The following is a 19,745-nucleotide window of genomic DNA, read 5'->3' as shown; positions in this document are numbered from 1 at the left end:
ACCGAAGCCGCCGGCGGCGCCAACGGCATCGCCGACGACATCGCCCAAGTCGCCTCCGCCGCCGACGACACCCGCCACGGCGCCCACAACACCCTCGAATCCGCCACCGCCCTGGCCACCATGGCCACCGAGCTCAAAGCCCTCGTGGCCCGCTTCCAGGTCTGAGGGGGCTGACATGGAGGCATCCACTCAGCAGTCGCAGACCGTCACCGTCGACGTCTGGTCGAGCCCGCAGGCCCTCGAGAGCGCCGTGCCCGAGGCCTTCCGGCTCTGGGCGTCCTGGTACGGCGAGCCGCACCCCGACCGGTCGGTCCACCTGCTCGCCTGTCCCTCGGGGGCCTACGCGCCCTCCAAGACCGGCGTGGCCGCGGCGCTCGACGCGCCCCGACCGCCCGGCACGCCCGGGCGGGTCTCGGTGGTGCTCACCGACGACCCGACGGCCGCCGAGTCGCTCTGGCTGCTGCGCACCGTCACCCGCCTAGCCGAGCCGCAGCTGCCCTGAAGCGCCACTGTCCCGGGCCCGGGCACCGGGCTCCAGGGATCGGGGCCCGGGGCTCAGGCGGGGGCGTCCACGCCCAGCGGCGGCGGCGCGTGCCGCTCCAGCCGGCGTACGTCGCGCGAGAGCAGGGCCAGCAGCGACGAGGCGGCCATGACGCCCCCGACCACGAGCAGCCACCGGTCGTAGCCGACCGCCTCGGCCACCGGCCCGGTCAGCGCGAGGCCGACCGGGCGGGAGACGAAGGAGCCGACCTGGTCGAAGGAGTAGACCCGGGCCAGCCGGTCCTCGGGCACGTTCTGCTGGATCGAGAGGTCCCAGGCCACCGAGAAGACCTCGAGCCCGAAACCGTGCACGAAGGCGCCCAGGAGCACCACGACGAGCTGGTCGGAGACGGCCATCGCCAGCGGGAACGCCGCGGTCAGGGAGAGCATCGCGACACCGACGCGCAGCCCGTGGCGCGGTCGCCAGCGCAGGGTCACCAGGCCGCCGACCACGAAGCCGGCCATCAGGCTCGCCAGCGCCCAGCCCCACGCCGCGCGGCCGAACCCGTCGCCGACCACGATCGGGCCGAGCACTCCCTGGGCGCCGCCGTAGACGAGGTGGTAGAGCAGGGCCTGGCCGATGAGCAGCCACAGCCAGGTGCGGCTGAGCACCTCCCGCAGCCCGACCCCGAGGTCGCCCAGCACCGACGCGCCGGCCGAGGCGCCCCGCACGTGCGGCACCCGGAGCGCGGCGTAGCACCCCGCGGCCACGGCGTACGTCGCCGCGTCGACCGCGATCGCCCACCCCGGCCCAGCGGCCGCGACGAGCACCCCGCCCACCGAGAAGCCGACGATCTGCGACCCGGTCTGCCCGATCCGCCGCACCGACACCGCCGAGGCCAGCTCGGCCGCGGGCACGGTCAGGCGGGTCATCGCCTGCGACGACGGACCGCTCAGCGCAGCGAGGCAGCCGGTGACCACCCCCATCACCGTCAGCAGCGCGATGCTGGCCGCGCCGGTGAGCAGCACCGCCGCGAGCACCGCCTGCACCAGCGCGCACGCGCCCGCCGAGCCCTCCATCAGCACCTTGCGCGAGACCCGGTCGCCGAGCACCCCGCCGAAGAGCACCGTGACCACCTCGGCCAGCGCGAACGCCGCCACCACCAGCCCCAGCTCCTGCGCCGAGCCACCGAGGTCGATCACCGCGAAGGCCAGCGCCACCGGCGCCATCGCGTTGCCCAGCGAGCTGGTCGCCGTGCCGGCCACGAGCAGCCGGAAGTCGCGGTGGCGCAGCGGCCCGAGCCGGTCGGTCACGCCGACCACCCAAGCCTGCGTGGGCCCGCGGGGTCAACCGGGTTCGTACGCGACCCGCACTTCCGCGAGCCCGTGCCTAGAAGCCGAAGAGCTTGCCCAGGCCGGAGAACAGCGCGTTGAAGGTCCGGGTGACCGGGTTGGCCGCCTCGCCGGTGTCGGACTGCTGCCCGAAGAGCGGGTGGTGGCCGGTGAACTCGTCGTCGACCAGGGGGGCCCGGCCGCGCAGGTAGGGCCAGAAGACCTCGGTGCGGTTGACGCCCACGCTCAGGCGGGAGTCGAAGCCCATGACCAGGTTCTGGTTCACCCTGGTCGCCCTGCCCTCCGGGTTGGTCGCCACCACGTCACCGCAGCCCTCCACGATGAGGCCGCCGGTGCCGGCGAAGAGGATGTAGCGCACCTGCCAGGTCGCGAAGGCGTGCACGCCCCACCGCCAGCGCGTCTCCAAGGCGGGCGTCCCGACGACGCCGACCACGTGCTTGGGGTGCATCACGAGGCCGGGGTGGTCGCGGAGGTCGATGCGCATCAGGTAGGCGTTCGGGTCGTCGGGGTTGGCCAGGGTCACCGAGCCGCCCGTCTCGTCCCCGACCAGGCGGCTCATCTCGTGCAGGCCGGCGGCGTAGCTGATGAAGGGCGAGGACCAGTCGTAGAGGAGTCGGCTGCGGGCCCTGCCCTGCACCGAGCGCACGTGCGCCGAGCGCGTCGACAGCACCTCGCCGGCGCCGACGTGGACGGTCATCGTGCGCTGGGCCTCGCTGGTGCGGATCTCGGCGTCCGCGGTCTCCGCCCCGTCGGCCAGCCGCACCGGCTCGTGGAGGCGGCGCACCAGCGGCATCAGCACGAAGTAGCTGACGACGCGCAGCACGATCGGGGCGAGCAGGACGGTGAGCGCGATGACGGCCAGCCACTTCCACGACCGGGCCCACTGGTCCACGACCCAGCCCGTGCCGGAGCCCTGGGCCTCCTCCAGGACGTCCTCCTCGCCCTGCTTCTTCTCGAGCGCCGACTCCTGCGCGTCGATGTCGTCCTGGCGGAACGCAGGGTCGTCACCCCGACCCAGCCGGTCCAGCTTCTCCTGGTCGCTGAGGTCGGGGTCGCGCAGCACGGCCACGCCCTCCTCGGCGCGGGCGAGACCGCCCTCCAGGGAGTCGAGCGCCTCGTCGGCCTCCCGCACCGCCGCCTCGGCGGCGTCGCACGCATCGCCCGGCGTCACCAGGTCGATGAGGTCCCGCACCAGGCCGCAGACGTCCTGCTGGCCGTCGCGCAGCCGCTCGACCTCGGCCCTCTTGTCGGTGACGGCACCCTGGAGCGTGCCGACCTCGTCGCCGAGCTCGGCCTCCAGCGAGGCCGTCGCCTCGCTCCGGGCTGCGGCGGCGGCCGCCTGCAGCCGGCCCAGGTCCTCCTGCAGCGCGGCTCGCTCCTCGACGACCCGCTCCAGCCGGTCCCGGTCGGCCGCGGCCTCGCGCAGGGCCGGCACCAGGGACTGCATGACGAGGTAGCCGAGGAACAGCGAGAGCACCAGCGCCGCCAACAGGCCGAGCTTCCGCAGGAAGAAGCCGACGACCGTCGACACGAGACGCATGGGCTCGATCCTAGTGTCGGACGTCTTTACCGTGGCGCGCTCCCACGGGCGGTACGGCGGCCTCCGGCGCTGGCACCGACCGGCACACTGGGCCCGTGAGCCGCGCGCACGACGTCCTCCGGCAGATCGTGCAGGTCCTCGACGCCGACGGTTTCGGCGCCGACGCCGTCCACGTGCTCCTCGCCGACGACAGCGCGGTCCACCACTGGTCCCCCGACGTACGCCGCGACGTCCACTCCGCCGCCAAGGCGGTCTGCACCCTCGCCGTCGGGCTGGCCTGCGACGCCGGCCTCTACGACGTCGACGCGCCGGTCACCCGCTACCTGCGGCCCCCGGTGGTCGGCGAGGGCGTCGAGTCGGTCACGACGCGGCACCTGCTCTCGATGACCAGCGGCATCGACCTGGCGTGGAGCGACACGATGCTGACCGACTGGCCCGACCTGGCCCAGGAGTTCCTGTCGCGCCCGTCCGCGGGGCGGGTCTTCCAGTACTCCAACGCCAGCACCTACACCGCGATGCGCGCGCTCAGCAGCGTCGTCGGCGACGTCGCCGACTGGCTGCAGCCGGTCCTCTTCACCCCGCTCGGCATCGACGCTCCGCCCTGGGATCGGTGCCCGCACGGGTACGTCGCCGCCGGCGGAGGGCTGCACCTGCGCGTCGAGGAGCTCGCGCGCCTGGGCCGGCTGATCCGCGACGACGGGGTCTGGCACGGGCGGCGGCTGCTGTCCTCGCGCTGGACCACCGGCCTGCGCTCGGACTGGACCTCACGCGAGGCGGCCTCCCCCGCCTACGCGCGCTACTCGCTGGGCGCCTGGGGCGGACCGGGCGAGGCGTACCGCCTGCACGGCGCCCACGGTCAGCTCGTGCTGTTCCTCGGCGACGCGGTCGTGACCATCCAGGCCCACGACCACACCGGGGCCGACCTCGCGTCCGAGCGCGTCGTGGCGATCCTCGGCTCCTGACCCAGGAACGACCGAAGCCGCAGACCGGTCATGGTCCGCGGCTTCGTGTGCGGTGCGCCTGGAGGGATTCGAACCCCAAACCTTCTGATCCGTAGTTGGAATCATTGGGTTCGCCTGCGTTCGGGAGAGTTCGACGTTCGCTAGGGACTGCCCTGGCGAGTCCCGTGCTTGATTCACGTTGGTGCGCGCGGGTTCGTGCAAGTTCGACTCAGCGGGATAGCAAACCGTTAGCAGTCTCCTCCATTGGCACCATCGACTACGCGCTTTGGACGGCGTCGCTGGGTGGCGCCAGCCGCCGATGTGCAAGCCAAGCCGCAGGAACGACTGAGATTGCTTCTTTGGGGACATGGGAGGCGACATATGTCTCGCCGGCGACATGCCGAACGTCATCCACCTTCGCTGAGTCGACTGCGAGCAGGGTCGGTGGGCCGTGTCGGCGACCCGCCGCTAGTGCTATGTCAGGATTTGCTGAAAGGTGCACAAATTGCCGGCCCATTGGGCGCAGCCCCTCAGCGAACAACACGAGCTCGACCGCCGCGGACGGTGTCGCGTGGAACAACAGCGGCGACTCTTCGCCCGTCGACCCACGACGTTCCACCACCGGTCGTGAGTGCCCATAAAGCGCCCTGACCCGTTCTCCCGCTACCTCGAACCGTGGCTCCCGGAAGTCCGTGGCGACCAGGACGATTGTTACCGGGTTGACGGAAATTTTCGCGGAAAGGTCGTCGATCATTGCCCAACCGTCCTCGTCTCGGGCAATGTCCCGATCGTGCCGGAGCCGGTACGACATGGCCCGGCTGATCCGTCTCCGTTGCGCATCGCTGGGGCCAAGCGTGAGGTAATCATCCTCACCCAAGCCGCGACTGGAGTTCCATGAACCAAGCACGTCGCTCGCCAATTCTCGCACCAGCGGTGAGATGCCCTCTCGGCCGAGGTGCGCAAGCACTGCGCGACCATCTTGGAGTGCCGCCCCGTGGCCATCAGGTGGCGTGAGCTTACGCACCGCTCTAGCAAACCTCGAGGCCTCGTAGGAGACCGCAAACGCTTCGCACGACTCCATGCCCATCGCCTGCAGGTAGCGGTCCAGGATGCGCTCGCGTCCCACTACGTCGTCATGGGGGAGGAGATGACGGTCCTCCGTAAGCTGCGCAAGCTCGTAGCCTAGGGGGCGCCGACCGATCGCTTCGAGGTCGACTGCCAAGATGCGCCCCTCGGGCGAGACGAGCCAGTTGAGCGGGTGCGCGTCACGGCGGCGCAATAGGGGCATTCCCTCGACTAGCGACCAGAACCGCTCGAAACGGTCAGCGGCAGTAGCTGGGTCGATGACATTCAGCCATCGTCCGATATCATTGCCGCCCCGCATCTGGCGGCGCACGCCGGTAACCGGAGTATCGTCCTCCACCGTATGGACAAAGCCGAGAAACTCCGCCGCGATGCCCAACAGCTCAACACGGTCGGACAACGATTGCTCCGCAGCGTGTACATCGAGCACGCGTCCCGCCTCGAATCGCCTGACGGTCGTTACCTCTTCTCGGGGATCGCAATCAGCCACGTCCGATAGGTCGGGAGCGAGGTGCTCCACTACTCCGAAGCGGTCGGTCAGACGACGCGCCGCGAGCGCGTCTACGAGGAGGTTGCTTCTCTCGACCTCCCGCCGCCAGCTCAGAACGGTCGTGTCCTTGAACACAAACGTTCCTCCGACAACGGAAAAGTAGTCGGAGACCGTTACCACCCCGCCACGCCCACCTAGGCTGGTCAGGGTGAGGTCAGGGCTATGGCGAGCCCGTTCTGCCGCCATCTGGAGCAGCGACCGCGCGTCGCCACGATATAGCGCTCGCGAGATAGCGTCCTGATCCGACGACCAGCCCTTACGAGGCGGGAGAGTGACAGCACCAGCTCTCTCTACGTCCCGCGCGATCAGGACGAGTGAGGCCGCGGCACAAGATGGCCGAGCCGTCATGGAGACGAGCTCTTGAAGCGCCCGCAAGCGCTCCAGTCGGTCGCCCGCTAAGTGCGCGAGCGCGAGCCCGTCGCGCTGGAGCAGCAGACGGCTGCGCTCGTCGTCTAGGGCCGCCCACCGTCTCGTGGCACCGCGAAGCCTGACCAGCTGCCGTAAGTCCGCTACGGAATGCCGTTCATCGATGCCGATCAGATCGGCGTACAACGAACGCGCGAGCGGCTCGCCTTTCAGCGCTAGCGGACGCAGTGCCGCGCCCACAGTCTGCAAAGGCAGGTCGACGAGCGAAACTTCACTGGGGCGCCGGAAGGCGAACGGGAGAGAAAGACCGTGCAGCCGCGCTTGACGACGCGGATCGAACTCGAGGCCGCTGACGATGGCGTCGAGCATCAGCCACCGAATCCTCTGCTCGACATCCTTATTTCGCAGCGCCTTCCCCTCGGTCAACAATGCCCGAGAGCGCACCAGGAGCGCCCCTCTGCGTTGCTCGTCGGTCAGGTCATCGCGATTCCGCAGCAGTGCCTCAGTCCCGGCGAGAAGGAGGCCGAGCGTGCGCTCCCTGCGACGCGCGCGATCGAGACGGCCTTGCGCCTCGACCAACGCGGCGTTGCCTAGGAGGTCGTACTGACGACAGAGAAGCTCAACGAGATACGGGAGCGCAGCGACGGGATCGTTGCCTTGCTCCAACGAGTTCACAAGCGCAACGACGGCCTCGTTTACATCGTCAATCTCGGTGGGTTCAAAACGGCCGATGAGCGCCGTCGACACGCCGAGCCTGCCGGTAAATTCCTTTCGTAAGTCTGGCCTGGCGAGTGACTCGTCGGAAACGCATTGACGCAAGAAGGATCGGGCGGCCTTAAGGGCCGTCACGTATAGGATCGGACGGCGCCAGTTGATCTCGCGCGCGTAGTCGTGAAGACCGATCGCCGCACGGGTCCGAATGACGTGAGTGGTCTTTAAGTAGGTGAGCCCAGGACCCAGCGCAGTAGTGAAGCCCCGAGGATCCTGTGTTGCTAGCGCCTCGATCAATAGAGCCTCAGCTACCGACGGCTGAAGCTCCCAGCGCAGTATCGCGGTCCAAGCGTTCGCTGCTGCCTCCGTGACACCCTCCAACAACCCCGCGAAGCGGATCTCCTCGGGCCCGACATCAGTACGAATGGACGGGCGCTCGACCGGCGCTAAGTCGAGGTCTAAGAACAGGTTGTCCAAGGCCGCGCGCCATTGAGGAGCATGGACGAGACGGGGTCCGATGGTGGTTGCGACCACAGTGGGTGACGGCACGGCTGCATCGGACACTCCTGCAACCTAGCCGTGCTCACACGTCGATGTGACGAGAAGAGTTGACGTGCGGCGAATCTCCGGACCGCGCACGTCATCGCTCGGACGAAGGGCGGCCGGCCTGTTCGCGGCGGGTCGACTGCGCTTGGGCACGCGGTCAAGCGATCAGCACCTATGTACGGCATCGATACATGCTGGGCAAGTGTTGACGCCGTCGCGGATCGGCGCCCCGCCGTGGTGCAATAGGGCCATGCTTCCCGACGACCCGTCCCGCGAGACCGGATCCTGGCCATCGGCGACCGGATCCGGCGTCGGACGTAGTCATGGCACCAGTCGGACTACGCCGTTCGATCGGTGGTTCCGCTACCCAGCAGGCTTCGCGAGCGACTACGTTGGGATGCTGCTGGACCAGATGGGCGTCACCGAGGGAACCGTCACCGATTGCTTCACGGGCTCAGGGGTCACCGGGACCGCCGCCCGCCAGCGCGGCCTGAACTTCACGGGCATCGAGGCCCACCCGCTCATCGCCGAACTCGCGGCGCTGAAGCTACGAAACCCCGCGCCGGCCCCGAACGAAATCATCGCGGCGGGCGAGCATCTCTCAACCGCCACCGAATCCGCCCTTCGCGCCAAGCGTGGGCGGGACATCTCGGATGAGACCTCCCTGGTGACACGAAGCTTCACGCCACCTGCGCTCCTCGCGCTCCTAGAACTCCGCGACCGCATCCAGGTTGAGACTTGGAGCGAAACGCTGCCCTACCTGAAGTGGGCGTTGCTCGGCACGCTTCGCGATGTTGCTGCGGTCAAGGTCGGGTGGCCCTACCAGCGTCCGGGCATCGCGAGAGTTCCCAAGCACCCCGACGTCGTCGCTCGCTTCCAGGAACGCCTCCAGTTCATGGCCGATGATCTGACGGGCCTGGATGAAGCCTCGTCTTTCACGAGCGTCGTCGTGAGCGGTGACTCGCGCTCGGCTGACGCGTGGAGCGTCATCCCAACCACGGCCCAGGCGTGCGTCTCCTCGCCGCCGTATCTGAACAACTTCGACTACGCGGACGCTACCCGCCTGGAGCTCTACTTCTGGGGAGAGGTGCGGACGTGGCGCGACATGTGTCTCGGAGTTCGTTCCGACATGATTACGGCTACTACACAGCAGTCGTCGAAAGGCGACAAGACTGCTGCCGTCGATCTCCTGAAGCGAGACAATCATGCACCCGATAAGAAGGTCGTCGCGCTCGTCGATGAGCTCGCCCGGTTGCGGAAGGAGCGGTCTGGCCGCGCGAAGGAGTACGACCAAGTCGTCCCGTCCTACTTCGTGGCCATGAAGTCCGTGCTGGGCAATCTTTACGACCATCTCGATCCGGGCTCACCAGCCCTGTGGCTCGTCGGAGATAGCGCTCCGTACGGCGTCTACATCGATACACCCGGCCTGATTGGTCAGTTCGCACAGGAGCAGGGTTTCGAGGTCAAGGAGGACGTGATCCTTCGACAGCGCGGCAACCGTTGGTCCACCAACGCCGGCCGGACGCAGGCAAAATTGTCAGAGCGGGTGCTGGTGCTGCGGCGACCCTAACCCGCTACGAGGTCAGCATCTTCCGGAAGTGGCGGAAGAAGCTATCGGCGGTCTGGGTAATCGTCCGCTCCCGCGGCGTCTCGGGCAGCTCCGCAGCGCGCCACGCTGGCTGGCGGTTCTTCGCAATCCACATCTCGACGTGAGGATCGATGAAGGGCGACACCCAAGTTTCGAGTGCTCGGTGGGCGAAGGGCTGCGTCTGCGTCACGGCTGTGATGTCGGGATCGCGCATGCTGCATCCCACATACACCCACTTGATCGAGCCTCCCTTCGGAGGGATCAGGTGACGCAGCAGATCCGCAGCATGCTCGTCGAGCCCTGGCAGCGTGACGTCGAGGTTGGCGCGCACGGTCTCCGGCTGATCGATCGTCCCGTGCAGCTTGATGAGCGGGACGGCGCCGCCGTGGTCCTTGTACTCGTCGTAGTACGCGGGGAACGCCGCGAAGTCGTCGGACGTTACGAACATGCGCACTGATGCCGCGTCCGGGCCTGGCGACCGAGCGTCCAGCGGATCGTCGTCACCGGGGGCAAGGACGTGGGCGTCATGCTCGATCATCTGATCGAAGTTGACAGTTAGGAGCACGAGCCGTCGGCGCAGTTGCAAGAGCGCGCGGAGGTCGCGCATGGACGGCCCAGGTGAGTCGAGCACCTTCTGCTGCATCTCATCGAATTTGACGAGCGTCGGAAGTCGTTCCCCGTGAGCTCGACCTCGCACCTCCTCGCGCAGGACCCGCTCCAAGGTGAGCGACTCGATGAAGTCCTCTTCCTGGATGTTCTGCTCAGATGGCATGAGGCGGCCGAGGGATGCGGTCTGGCGGAAGAACTCACTCGCCTGGTCGCGAAACGGTCGCCCCTGATCGGCCAGGTCAGGTACAAGCCGAGCAAGGGCAGAGTTGCGAAGGTGATCGCCGAGCGGCAGACCTGAACTCATGGACGCACCGGCACCGAGCATCAGGACGATCATGTCGTCATCAGCGGCGATCTTGGCGATGCCACTCATGTCTGTCTGAGAGCGCTGGCGCCAACGGACGTTGCCGTGCTGGAAGGCCCATCGTGCGCCCGCGCCCTCACGGCAATGGCGCTCGAAGTCGAGCGTGGCGCACCCGACGAGCACGATCAGCGTTTTGCACGCCGGGCCTAGCGTCTGCAGATCCTTCAGAACGAAGTCCCACATTCGTTCCTTGCTGTCGTCCGACAGGTCGGTCTCGTCGTACGCAACTACAGCGGCTGCATGCGTCCTGATCTCTGGATCGAGCAGGGCGGTGAGAAGCCCGAGTTGGTTCCGGTCGCCGGGGTTGGTCGGAGAACCGTTCGTTCCGATGCGGACCGTCAGGATTGAATCGTCGACCGCGACGCGGAGGTTCTCACCGTGCCCACTACCCGTAGGGTCAAGCTCGATTCGCTCGATCTTGGTCCGTAAGGAGTTGTCAGGCAGCACGTCCGGATCCCGCCACGGCAAGCCGTCAACGAGGTTCTCCGCGAGACGGAACGGCACTCCGGCGTACCGGCACACCTCGGTGAGCAATGGCAACAGGCTGGGTAGATCGTCTTGCACGACTACGGGGATGACGTTGAGCTCCGGACCTGTGCCGCGCTCCGCCTCGTTGAGCACGTCGACCAAGAACTCGAGCACCTTGGTCGTGGAGTAGTCGCTATCCATCGACCTCACCGGATGTGTCCCAAGCCAACCGGAAGGCCTCCCGCAGCTGCACTGCATCGCTCGGCTTACCCTGGGCAAGTCCGTACTGCGCGAGCGACGGCCGGAGGACTTCGTACCGTTCGATGAGTGCTTCGAGTGCCTGACGCGCCAGCCCAGCGGACACCTTGCGTCGGCGTAAATCGGCGACGAGGCGATCGGTGACCCGCTGGCGGCTGCCGACTGCGAGATAGACCGGGTTTTCGGCAAGGTCAGAACCGAGGCGCCGGCGGGCCTCGGTCATCGCGTAACCGCTGTAGAGGCTGTAGGCGCCGGCAGTACGTCCGCGCTTGGACGGCGACAGCGACTCGGCGAACTCAGAGACCATCTGGGCCACGGCGTCGTCGACGACGGCTTGGTCGCGCGGATTACTTGGCCGTCGGAGGGCGTGCTCTGGACCGAAGTTGCCGTTCAGGATGAGGAGCAAGATTTGCCCAATGGCTTGCGGCAGCAGGGGGGCTCCCCCGCCTACCCGCAGATCAATGACCGAGTGAATCTTCGTGAGCACAGCCGACCGGTAGTCGTCGAGCAGAGCCCGATCTGCTTGGTCCGTGTCCGACCAACGCAGACGGATGCGACTGGCCTGTGGGTGCGCCTGCAACTGCTGCTGCAGCAGCTGGGAAAACGCGTGCCCCTCCATACTCACGAGCGATCGACTGTCGTTTACCAGCAGCACGAGCGGAGCTGCCAGGTCCAGCGAGTCCCAGTGCGGCACGAGATCACGTACTGGCGGGAGGCTGTCGATTGCTGCACGGAGTCGTGCACCGCGGGCGAGCGGATCAAACCACGCCTTGCGGATGGCAGCCTGATCCTTCGCGCCGGCCGCCCGACCCTGCGCAGCCCACACAGTTTCCAACGCGTCCGAAAGGGCCTCGGCGTGCGAACGGTCGTAGACGCGCGGCATCCCATACCAGCTATCGGGGTCGGGCTCTGCCAACCCACCGTCCGTACGTTCGACCATCAGTCGATCTCGCTCGCGAGGTAGCCACCACGTTGCTTCAGCTCCAGCTGCTCATCGGGAGACGGAGACCTTCGGAGCGGGAGAATGAGCACGATCTTGTCCGCAGCCCTGCCGAGGGCCTGGGTTCGCAAGAAGCGCTTCAACTCCTCGAACCGGTCGTGCTCCACGAAACTGCCGAACTCATCGAGGAAGATGACCCGGTTTTCAGCGTGGTCGTCAACGAGACGTTCTACTTGAACTCGGGTATAAGCGAAAGCCCGTTCGCCGCTTGAAAATGCTTCGAGCGGACGGGTGTTGCGCTGTCCGTTTGGAAGCGTCCAGCTGGTCGACATCGTGCGCAGGTCGACTGAGACGTCAGAGCCGTTAGAGAACAGGGCTGCGCGTACCACCTCACTCGACAGCTCTTCAGCGAAGCGCCGCTCGTAGTGAAGCTCGGCGCGAGGCGAGAGCTCGCCGCCGGGGCCGCCGTCCACCTGACCTGCAGTTCCGCTCGCCCGCAACCGACCCGCGAGGCCTTCCAGGGCCCGGTCCAACGACTGCTGATCGTTCAACGTGTAGAGCAGGAGGTTCTCCAACTTCACCGCGCCATTGCCGAGGGCGCGCAGTGCCTCCACCTGCGATTCAAGCGACAACGACGCATCCGGCACGGGCAGATCATGCTCGCGCAGCCAGGAGAAGGCGGGACTCTTCGCGAGTTCCGTCGTGGCCCCGCGGACCGCTGACTCGGCCTGAACGAGCTCCGTCCGAGCCGCGTCGCGCTTTCCGGTTGCGTCAGTTAGGTGGGAGGTCGCCGCGGCGACGTCGCGACGGATGCCGGTCACCAGATCAGCCCAGGCCTCGGTGTCAGCTGGGCTGATTTCCGCACCGAGGCTCGTCGTCTGTTCCTGAGTTAGGCGTGCGAGAACCTCTTCGTCGCCTTCGGAAGTGAGTTCTGTCAGCTCTGCCTCGGCTTGGGTTCGCTCTTCAACCAGCAAGGTGAGCTTGTCTAGCTGCTGAACACGCTCTTCGTTCAAGGTCTCGTAGTCGTCAGCGACCCCACCAGTGAGGGTACGAAGGAACTCACCGAGCTGCTGCTCGGTCTCTTGTAAGTCCTCTTCGGCGCTCGCGAGTAGTCGAACCGCGGCCGGCAACCCTTCGCAGGCCTCGATCTGGCGGTCGATCTCTTCGATGGCCTCGAGGATCTCTGTACCGGCGCTCCGCTCGATCTTGTCGAGTACCGGGCGGCGCGCCGCCACGCCCCGATCTAGCTCGCCCAGACTTATTGGTCCGGCCGGCAGCTGCGCAACAATCTCGTCCGCGAGGCGGGCTGCTAGTCCACGATCGATAGGACCCTCGATGGCGTCAAGCAGCTCCAGCACGAGGCCCGCCCGGTCGACCGTCTGACGTTGCTCCTCTAAGCGCTCCCGCTCAACGCTAAGAGCATCGATCTGACCCTGCGCGGCTGCAAGGTCGACTGGAACGCTGACGTCAGCTGCGCGACTCAGGTCCGCAAGCTCGCGTCGGCGCCGCTCGCGTCGGTCGCGCCGCTTGCGCTGCAAGCTCGTCAGGTGCTCGACCTTGGCCCAGACTTCATCGGTTTGCTGCGAGTGCCTCAGTACCTCCGCAGCGCGTTCGTCGAGCTCACTTGCGGCCACGCGAAGTTCATCGATTGACGTGGTGAGATCGGCGATGCGCTTGATGAGACGCGGACGTTCCACGACGACTGCGTTGTGGCGATTGAAGATACGCGCGATCTCGGCAACGTGCTCGGCGCGGTTCTCGGCGGCGGTGAGACGGTTGGTCGCTGTCTCTAGGTCGCTCTCGGCACGCTCGATGGCTGTTCTGAGGCGGAGGAAGTCAAAGGCTGCTGGCACCTCAGTAAGGAGGCGAAGGGCCCCGATACGGCCGTTCCAGTCATCCCGGCGAGGCTTCTGGCGAACCGAGACCTGGCGCAAGCGCTCGCGGTCGGTTGCAACCTGCCCAGCTAGAGATTCGCCAAGTGTCTCGTCACCACCGATCCGTCGGACCTGAAGGAGAGCGGGCACCGCGGACCACGCAATGGGATCGTCGTCTAGGTACACCGAGCCCAGCCAGTCGCTCGGAGGTTTTGGCTCGTCGGGCCACTCTCCTGGATCAAGGCTGAATCGAAGTGTCTTGCCGCTGGCCAGACCGTCAGCCCAGATGGTCACCGGGTTGAGGTTTTCCTTCAGGGTCGTCCAGCTCTGCGGCTTGTCGGCAAACGGCTGGGATGTCGTCGCAAGTTGCAGCAGCCGAATGGCTAGGGTCTTGCCGATGCCGTTACGGCCATCGATCTGAACTAGCTGCCCATCAGGGATCTCCGGGATAACGCGGAGCCCGGCGCTGGGCGCCGCCTCAATCCTGAACCGCACTGCGCATCCACTCAGCGAGGTCCGAGGTGCCGGACTCAGTGTCCTCCATCAGGGCCCTGATGAACTCGATCCGTTCCTCGACCGACACGTCCGGACGGTCGGTCCAGATGCTGCGCATCAGGCTGAAAGCCATCGGCGCTGGGTCAGCCTGGAAGCCGAACTCCTCCGTCGCCGTCATGCGGGAACCCTACTGTGCGTCCAGCCAGCTCGCCGAGGCAGTCGCAGCGAGTTAGCGCCATCGTTAGCAGGACCGCGCGAGGACGATGCATGTGTGCCGCGATGAGCGGCATAGGCCTGGCAGCGTTGGCACCCCGGTGACTGGGTCGCGACCCAGCGGCTCGAAGCCGTCTGATCACCACTCAGGCGGCCTAACCCACCCTGTCACCGGATGGTGTAGCAGACCCCTTCCGCGCCGTACGAAACTGCGACATGGAGTGCCGGACCTGTGCTCAGTCGGGGTCCTCGCGTGATGTCCATGGCGTCCAGAAGAGCGCGCAGACGCATCGGGTCGTTGCCACGCGCCAGCGTGTGCGGGGTGACTTCCAGACTGGTCGATGGCTCAGACCTGCCGCCCAGGCGATGGGCGGAGTAGGGCGGTCGGATGCATCCCGTCTCGGGATTCGTCATACAGGCGATGTCGAGTGTCGATAGATCGAGCAGGTCCTTCAGGCGCTGACAGAACAGCCGCATATACGCCGCGCTCACGCCATCGCCGTCGAAGGTGGCGACCAGGTGTCGCCCGCCGGTTGGTCCGCTCGCACAGTCGATGAACCCGAGAGCGACAGCACGGAGAAGCCGCTTGACGAGCTGGACCTCGCTCTCGACCTTCTGTCGGCCGTTGTCTCCGCGAGCGTCGAAGTCGAGCGCGAGGGTCTTGTACCAGCCACCGTTAGCCAGGTATTCGGCATACGGCTGATCGTGGGGGTGTGCGTCCCAGGACAGTTCCTGAGGGGCTTGGTTGTCGATCGAGATGGGCCGCACGACGGCGCCCCGATCTGGGTGGGCCATGTGTCGATGCACGACCCGTAGAAGGGACTCGGAGGACACCGATACGAGCGGCGCTAGGGGGTGGAGGGTGAGCATGAGCCGGAGTAAGCCCTACCGGACCCCGTAACGTCGACCGCTAACGAACCCGAGCAAACGGGCCCGGTCTTGTCTACTGGGATCGAGCAGCCAGAACCCGGGACGGCGCGCCCACGTGCCGGTCTCGGCCCTGGCTCATGCGCCCGAGAAGGCCGTGTTAGCAAGACGTTAGCCCGTCAGCGTGGCCGCCGGGGCAACGCACAAGGCTCCTGACCGCGTCTTGCCTGGTCAGGAGCCTTCGTGTGCTGTGCGCCTGTAGGGATTCGAACCCCAAACCTTCTGATCCGTAGTCAGATGCTCTATCCGTTGAGCTACAGGCGCATATCGGGCGATCCGGCCGGGGCCGGCGCGACGACTGGTCGAGGATAGCCGACCGGGCACCGTGAGCCGAAATCGGCCCGTGCCCGGTCGGCTACTCCGTCAGGAGTCGGCGTCGGCGAGGGCCTGGGCGACCCGGCGGTGGGCCTCCCAGATCTCCTGGGGCAGGCCGTCGAACTGCTGGAGGTGCTCCTCGCGGAAGCCCATCTCCTGGCGCCAGCGCTCGACGTCGATGTCGAGGATGCGGGCCAGCTCGTCGGCGGGCAGGTCGAGGCCGGTGAGGTCGAGCTCCTCCTCGGTGGGCAGGACACCGACCGGGGTCTGGCGGCCCGAGACCTCGCCGGCGGCGTACTTGACCAGCCACAGCAGCGGGCGCAGGTTCTCCCGGTAGCCGGGCCACAGGAAGTGGCCGTCCTCGGCGTCGCGCTGGAACCAGTTGACGTGGGCGAAGATCGGCTGCTGCGTGGCGGCGCCGATGATCTTCAGCCAGTGCGCGGCGTAGTCGGCCTCGGCGTAGGCCATGAAGGGCCGCATCGACATCGGGTCGTAGCGCAGCTGGCCGTCGAGGCCGTCGGCGGCGAAGGTCGCCTCGGCGCCGAGCGTGAGGCCGTCGTAGACGCCCTCGGCGAGGTCGGTGATCGCGCGCACCAGCGGCTCGCGGTCGCGGGTGCGGCCGCCGAAGATGATCGCGTCGACGGGCACGCCGGCGGGGTCCTCGAAGTCGCCCGCGACGTTGGGCACGTTGGCCAGCGTCGTGGTGAAGCGGCTGTTGGGGTGGGCCCACGGGGAGTCGTCGCCGGCCTCGCGGTCGGAGATCTTCTCGCCCTTCCAGTCCTCCCACCCGGTGACGTCAGCGGGGTAGTCGGGAGTCTTGCCCTCCCACCACACCTCCTGGGTGTCGGGGTTGTAGGCGACGTTGGTGAAGATCGCGCCGCTGCCGGGCTTGATGGAGTCCAGCGCGGTGGGGTTGGTGAGCTCGTTGGTGTCCTTGGCGACGCCGAAGACCCCGTTCTCGGGGTTCATCGCGTAGACCTTGCCGTCCTCGCCGACCCAGAGCCAGGCGATGTCGTCGCCGTAGAACTCCACGTGGTAGCGGCTGCCCATGGCGTCGGGCGCCAGCGTCATGGCGAGGTTGGTCTTGCCCGAGGCCGACGGGAAGCCGCCGCACACGTGGTACTTCTTGCCGGTCTCGTGGTCGGTGATCCCCAGCAGCATGAACTGCTCGGCGAGGAACTTGCCCGACGCGCGGCCGTCGTAGCAGGCCTGGCGCAGGCCGTGGGCGATCTTGCCCAGCAGCGCGTTGCCGCCGTACGACGAGCCGAAGTGCAGGATCGTGCGCTGGTCGGCGACCGTGACGAAGTAGCGCTGGTCGTCGGAGGTGCCCTGGCCGAGGTTCTCCAGGTCGCCGGTGACGTGCACGGCGCGCACGAACGAGGCGGGGTCCTCGAGGTTGTCGACGTGGGCGGTGCCGACGCGGGCCATCCGGATCATGTGGAGCACGACCGGGCGGTTGTCGGTGAGCTCGACGCCCGCGGCGAAGGCCTCGAGCGGGGAGCCGGGAGGCGCCATCAGGTAGGGGATGACGTACATCGTCTTGCCACGCGACTGACCGCGCATGCGCTCCAGCTGGCTGGAGGTCATCTCCTCGGCGTCGCGCCAGTTGTTGTAGACGCCCTTGTCCTCGGGCTTGCTCGTGGCCACGATCGTGCGCTCCTCGGAGCGCGCGGTGTCCTTGAAGTAGGAGCGCGAGTAGTACAGCCCCTCACCGGCGGGCAGGAGCTCGCCGGCCTCGAGGGCCTCGGCCACCAGGCGGGCGTCGTCGGAGGCGTTGACGACCTCGATCCGCTCGGGCTCGGTCACCCCCGCCCAGTACGCGACGTACTCCCGCACGTGCGGGTTCTTGAGACCCGCCTCGTCGAGGACCTTCTCCACATCGACCATGTCCAGATTCGCCTTTCCCGGGGCTGCTTGACAGGCACGCTAGCCGCTCTTTACCCCCCTTCCGCACGCCAGGGTCGTTGGATCGATCCAGACTGGACGGGCGATTTTCGGACCTCCCAGCGAGGCCTCCGCGGCCTGTGACGTGGGCCACGAATCGTGGATCGATCCAAGTCAGGGCGCGGCGCGGCCGGGTCGCGGGGCGCTCGCGGCGGGGTCGCCGGGGTCTCGCCCGGGTGGCCCCTGCGAGGGGTGTGTCATCATCCGCAGCAGACTCGGGGAACGCGGCACACCAGGTGCTCGCGCACGACGACGAGCCAGGTCAGGGGCCAGGTCAGGGGGACGCGTGGCGGTGTTCGGGCCCGAGGACAGGGCGGCCTTCGAGGAGCACTGCGTCGCCCTCTACGAGGACATGGTCGCGGCCGGCGGCATGGCCGCCGACGACCCGCGGCTGGCCGAGGGCGCCGACGACCGGCCCGCCTTCGACCTGCTCGTGCAGCTCGGGCTGGTCAGCCTCGACGCCCACAGCGCGACCTGGCTCCCCGAGGACCCCGCCGCGGTCCAGTCACGGGTGGTCACCCCGCTGAGCACGGAGGCCGGGCGCCTGCTGGAGGAGTCCTCGCAGTGGGCGCGCGCCTTCGGCCCGCTGCGCCAGGCGTGGCGCCGCGCCCCGGAGACCGGCGGCCGCGGCCCCTTCACCTACCTGCGCGGCGCCGCGATCGGCCCCTACATCGGTGGGCTCACCGCCGAGACCGAGAGCGAGCTGCTCACCGCGCAGCCGCAGACCGGTCGCGACCCGCAGACCCTCGCCGAGGCCGCGCTTCGCGACACCGCAGCCCTCGCGCGCGGGGTCAGGATGCGCACGCTCTACCAGCACAGCGCCCGGCGCAGCGCGGTCACGCACAAGTACGTCGCGGCCGTCACCGGCCTCGGCGCCGAGGTGCGCACGCTCGACGAGTTCTTCAACCGCATGATCGTGGTCGACCGCCGCGTCGTGGTCATCCCCGCCACCGACGACAACACCCTGGCCATCGCCGTGCGCGAGCCCTCGGTGGTGGCCTACCTGGTCGACGTCTTCGAGCGGGCCTGGGAGCGCGCCCGCCCCTTCGGCAACCGCGAGTCCACGACGATGAAGGACATCGCCGAGGAGCAGCGGGCGATGACGATCCGGATGCTCATCGAGGGCCACGCCGACCCCGTCAGCGCCAAGCGGCTCGGGGTCAGCCCCCGCACCTACGCCGGCTACGTCGCCGACCTCAAGGCCGAGCACGACGCCGACACCCGCTTCCAGCTCGGCTACCTGATGGGCCGGCGCGGCGTGCAAGGCGACCGGGCCCTCGACGGCGAGGCGGGCGCGCCCGACCAGGAGTGACGCTCCACCGCACGGCCCGGCGCGCAGCGTGCCGGGCGTGACCGGTCCGGGCGTGACTGGTCGGGGCGTGACCGGGCCGGAGGTGGAGGGGCCGGACGCGGGCCGGACCCGCACGCCAGCGGCGTACGGGTCCGGAACCAGCGAGGACAGCGACCGGAGTCGCTGTCCTCGGGGGGAGACGGGCCGTGGACCGGCACTGGGACCGAACAAGTCGGGGGGGACGTTCGCTCCCCGTCTCACAAGGGAGAGGCGCGGGGCCAGCCCGCGCTCAGGTCACTTCTTGCTGACGCAGCCGCCGCAGCCCCAGCTGGTGTCGGCCTGGGCGGGGGCGGAGGTGAGACCGACGAGGCCGACGCTCAGGACGGTGGCGGCGACGGTGACGGCGAGCTTGCGGGCGACGTTCATGGCGGAGTCCTTGTCCTCGGGGGCCCACGGAATGGCCCGTGGCCCCATCCTCCGTCCTCGGCGTCGCGATCGGGCGCGGCGGGTTGGCTCAGAAACCTGCATTGCAGAAGGTTGCAGCCGCCGTCGCGGAATAGCGGTCCGGCCCCGAGGGCGGCCCGTGCACTGCCACGAGGGTCGCGCGCGCCGCGGGGCCTTGGCAAGCACCCCGCCGGTCCAGCGGTGTCGCCCGGGTCACGCCGGCGGCGCGACGGGCGCGAGGGGCCCCGTCGGCAGGGACAGGACGACCCCCGGCGGAGGAGTCCGACGGGGGTCGTGGCTGGCGGAGGCGGCGGGATTTGAACCCGCGAGAGGGTTCAACCCTCAACCCGCTTAGCAGGCGGGCGCACTAGGCCACTATGCGACGCCTCCGAGAACAGCGAGCACAGGCTACAAGGCGGCCCTCCCGGCGCACCAATCAGGCGCG

Annotated in this window: 14 protein-coding genes and 2 tRNA genes; 4 read left to right on the top strand and 12 right to left on the bottom strand. The window is 68.1% G+C overall.

Annotated elements, in window-relative coordinates; translation table 11 throughout:
* Positions 1-175 precede the first annotated feature (175 nt).
* Positions 176-502: a hypothetical protein gene (locus ASF47_RS17540; RefSeq protein ID WP_056865212.1), complete on the top strand. Its 327-nt coding sequence runs from the start codon at positions 176-178 to the stop codon at positions 500-502.
* A gap of 53 nt (positions 503-555) precedes the next feature.
* Here ASF47_RS17540 and ASF47_RS17535 read toward each other — a convergent pair whose 3' ends face one another.
* Both ASF47_RS17535 and ASF47_RS17530 read right to left on the bottom strand, forming a co-directional pair.
* Positions 556-1,794 (bottom strand): MFS transporter, encoded by a 1,239-nt coding sequence (locus ASF47_RS17535; RefSeq protein ID WP_235558797.1) that lies wholly within the window; start codon positions 1,792-1,794, stop codon positions 556-558.
* Between the two features lie 76 nt (positions 1,795-1,870).
* Positions 1,871-3,373 carry a hypothetical protein gene (locus ASF47_RS17530; RefSeq protein ID WP_056865210.1) on the bottom strand — a complete coding sequence of 501 codons (1,503 nt, stop codon included), beginning with the start codon at positions 3,371-3,373 and terminating at the stop codon, positions 1,871-1,873.
* 95 nt (positions 3,374-3,468) lie between these two features.
* Between ASF47_RS17530 and ASF47_RS17525 the strand changes: the two genes are divergently transcribed.
* Positions 3,469-4,335, top strand: a complete 867-nt coding sequence (locus ASF47_RS17525) for a serine hydrolase domain-containing protein (protein ID WP_056865209.1) — start codon at positions 3,469-3,471, stop codon at positions 4,333-4,335.
* A 256-nt stretch (positions 4,336-4,591) separates the two neighbouring features.
* Here ASF47_RS17525 and ASF47_RS17520 read toward each other — a convergent pair whose 3' ends face one another.
* Positions 4,592-7,588 carry an RNA 2'-phosphotransferase gene (locus tag ASF47_RS17520; RefSeq protein ID WP_156697974.1) on the bottom strand — a complete coding sequence of 999 codons (2,997 nt, stop codon included), beginning with the start codon at positions 7,586-7,588 and terminating at the stop codon, positions 4,592-4,594.
* Between the two features lie 232 nt (positions 7,589-7,820).
* Between ASF47_RS17520 and ASF47_RS17515 the strand changes: the two genes are divergently transcribed.
* Positions 7,821-9,140 (top strand): DNA methyltransferase, encoded by a 1,320-nt coding sequence (locus tag ASF47_RS17515; RefSeq protein WP_082500462.1) that lies wholly within the window; start codon positions 7,821-7,823, stop codon positions 9,138-9,140.
* A 4-nt stretch (positions 9,141-9,144) separates the two neighbouring features.
* Here the strand turns inward: ASF47_RS17515 and ASF47_RS17510 are convergent, their stop codons facing one another.
* From ASF47_RS17510 to ASF47_RS17480, 7 genes are all read right to left on the bottom strand, one after another.
* A complete protein-coding gene (locus tag ASF47_RS17510; protein WP_056865206.1) occupies positions 9,145-10,800 on the bottom strand; it encodes a hypothetical protein in 1,656 nt (551 codons plus the stop codon).
* Complete coding sequence (locus tag ASF47_RS17505) at positions 10,793-11,740, bottom strand: hypothetical protein (protein WP_156697973.1); 948 nt, start codon at positions 11,738-11,740, stop codon at positions 10,793-10,795. The genes ASF47_RS17510 and ASF47_RS17505 overlap by 8 nt, the downstream gene beginning before the upstream one ends.
* A 56-nt stretch (positions 11,741-11,796) precedes the next feature.
* Positions 11,797-14,166, bottom strand: coding sequence for a hypothetical protein (locus ASF47_RS17500; protein WP_056865204.1), 2,370 nt, complete (start codon positions 14,164-14,166; stop codon positions 11,797-11,799).
* The gene (locus ASF47_RS17495) at positions 14,150-14,344 is read right to left on the bottom strand and encodes a hypothetical protein (RefSeq protein WP_056865203.1); all 195 of its coding nucleotides are present in this window, start codon (positions 14,342-14,344) and stop codon (positions 14,150-14,152) included. Before ASF47_RS17495 ends, ASF47_RS17500 begins: the two co-directional genes overlap by 17 nt.
* 203 nt (positions 14,345-14,547) lie before the next feature.
* The gene (locus ASF47_RS17490) at positions 14,548-15,147 is read right to left on the bottom strand and encodes a hypothetical protein (RefSeq protein WP_156697972.1); all 600 of its coding nucleotides are present in this window, start codon (positions 15,145-15,147) and stop codon (positions 14,548-14,550) included.
* A gap of 350 nt (positions 15,148-15,497) precedes the next feature.
* A tRNA-Arg gene (locus ASF47_RS17485) sits at positions 15,498-15,570 on the bottom strand.
* A 99-nt stretch (positions 15,571-15,669) separates the two neighbouring features.
* Positions 15,670-17,508 carry a phosphoenolpyruvate carboxykinase (GTP) gene (locus tag ASF47_RS17480; protein ID WP_056865201.1) on the bottom strand — a complete coding sequence of 613 codons (1,839 nt, stop codon included), beginning with the start codon at positions 17,506-17,508 and terminating at the stop codon, positions 15,670-15,672.
* A 343-nt stretch (positions 17,509-17,851) separates the two neighbouring features.
* On the opposite strand from ASF47_RS17480, the gene ASF47_RS17475 reads away from it, so the two are divergent.
* Entirely contained in the window at positions 17,852-18,877 is a 1,026-nt protein-coding gene (locus ASF47_RS17475; RefSeq protein ID WP_082500461.1) for a LuxR family transcriptional regulator, read from the top strand.
* 273 nt (positions 18,878-19,150) lie between these two features.
* Here the strand turns inward: ASF47_RS17475 and ASF47_RS22140 are convergent, their stop codons facing one another.
* Together ASF47_RS22140 and ASF47_RS17470 are read right to left on the bottom strand one after the other, a co-directional pair.
* On the bottom strand, positions 19,151-19,282 hold the full coding sequence (locus ASF47_RS22140; protein WP_267477223.1) for a hypothetical protein: 132 nt from the start codon (positions 19,280-19,282) through the stop codon (positions 19,151-19,153).
* A 317-nt stretch (positions 19,283-19,599) separates the two neighbouring features.
* Positions 19,600-19,690: transfer RNA gene (locus ASF47_RS17470), tRNA-Ser, on the bottom strand.
* Positions 19,691-19,745: the final 55 nt, after the last annotated feature.

The sequence above is a fragment of the Nocardioides sp. Leaf285 genome (assembly GCF_001422955.1).
GTDB lineage: Bacteria > Actinomycetota > Actinomycetes > Propionibacteriales > Nocardioidaceae > Nocardioides > Nocardioides kribbensis.
Note: the sequence above shows the minus strand (reverse complement) of the source record. Positions and strands in the feature narration are given on the sequence as shown.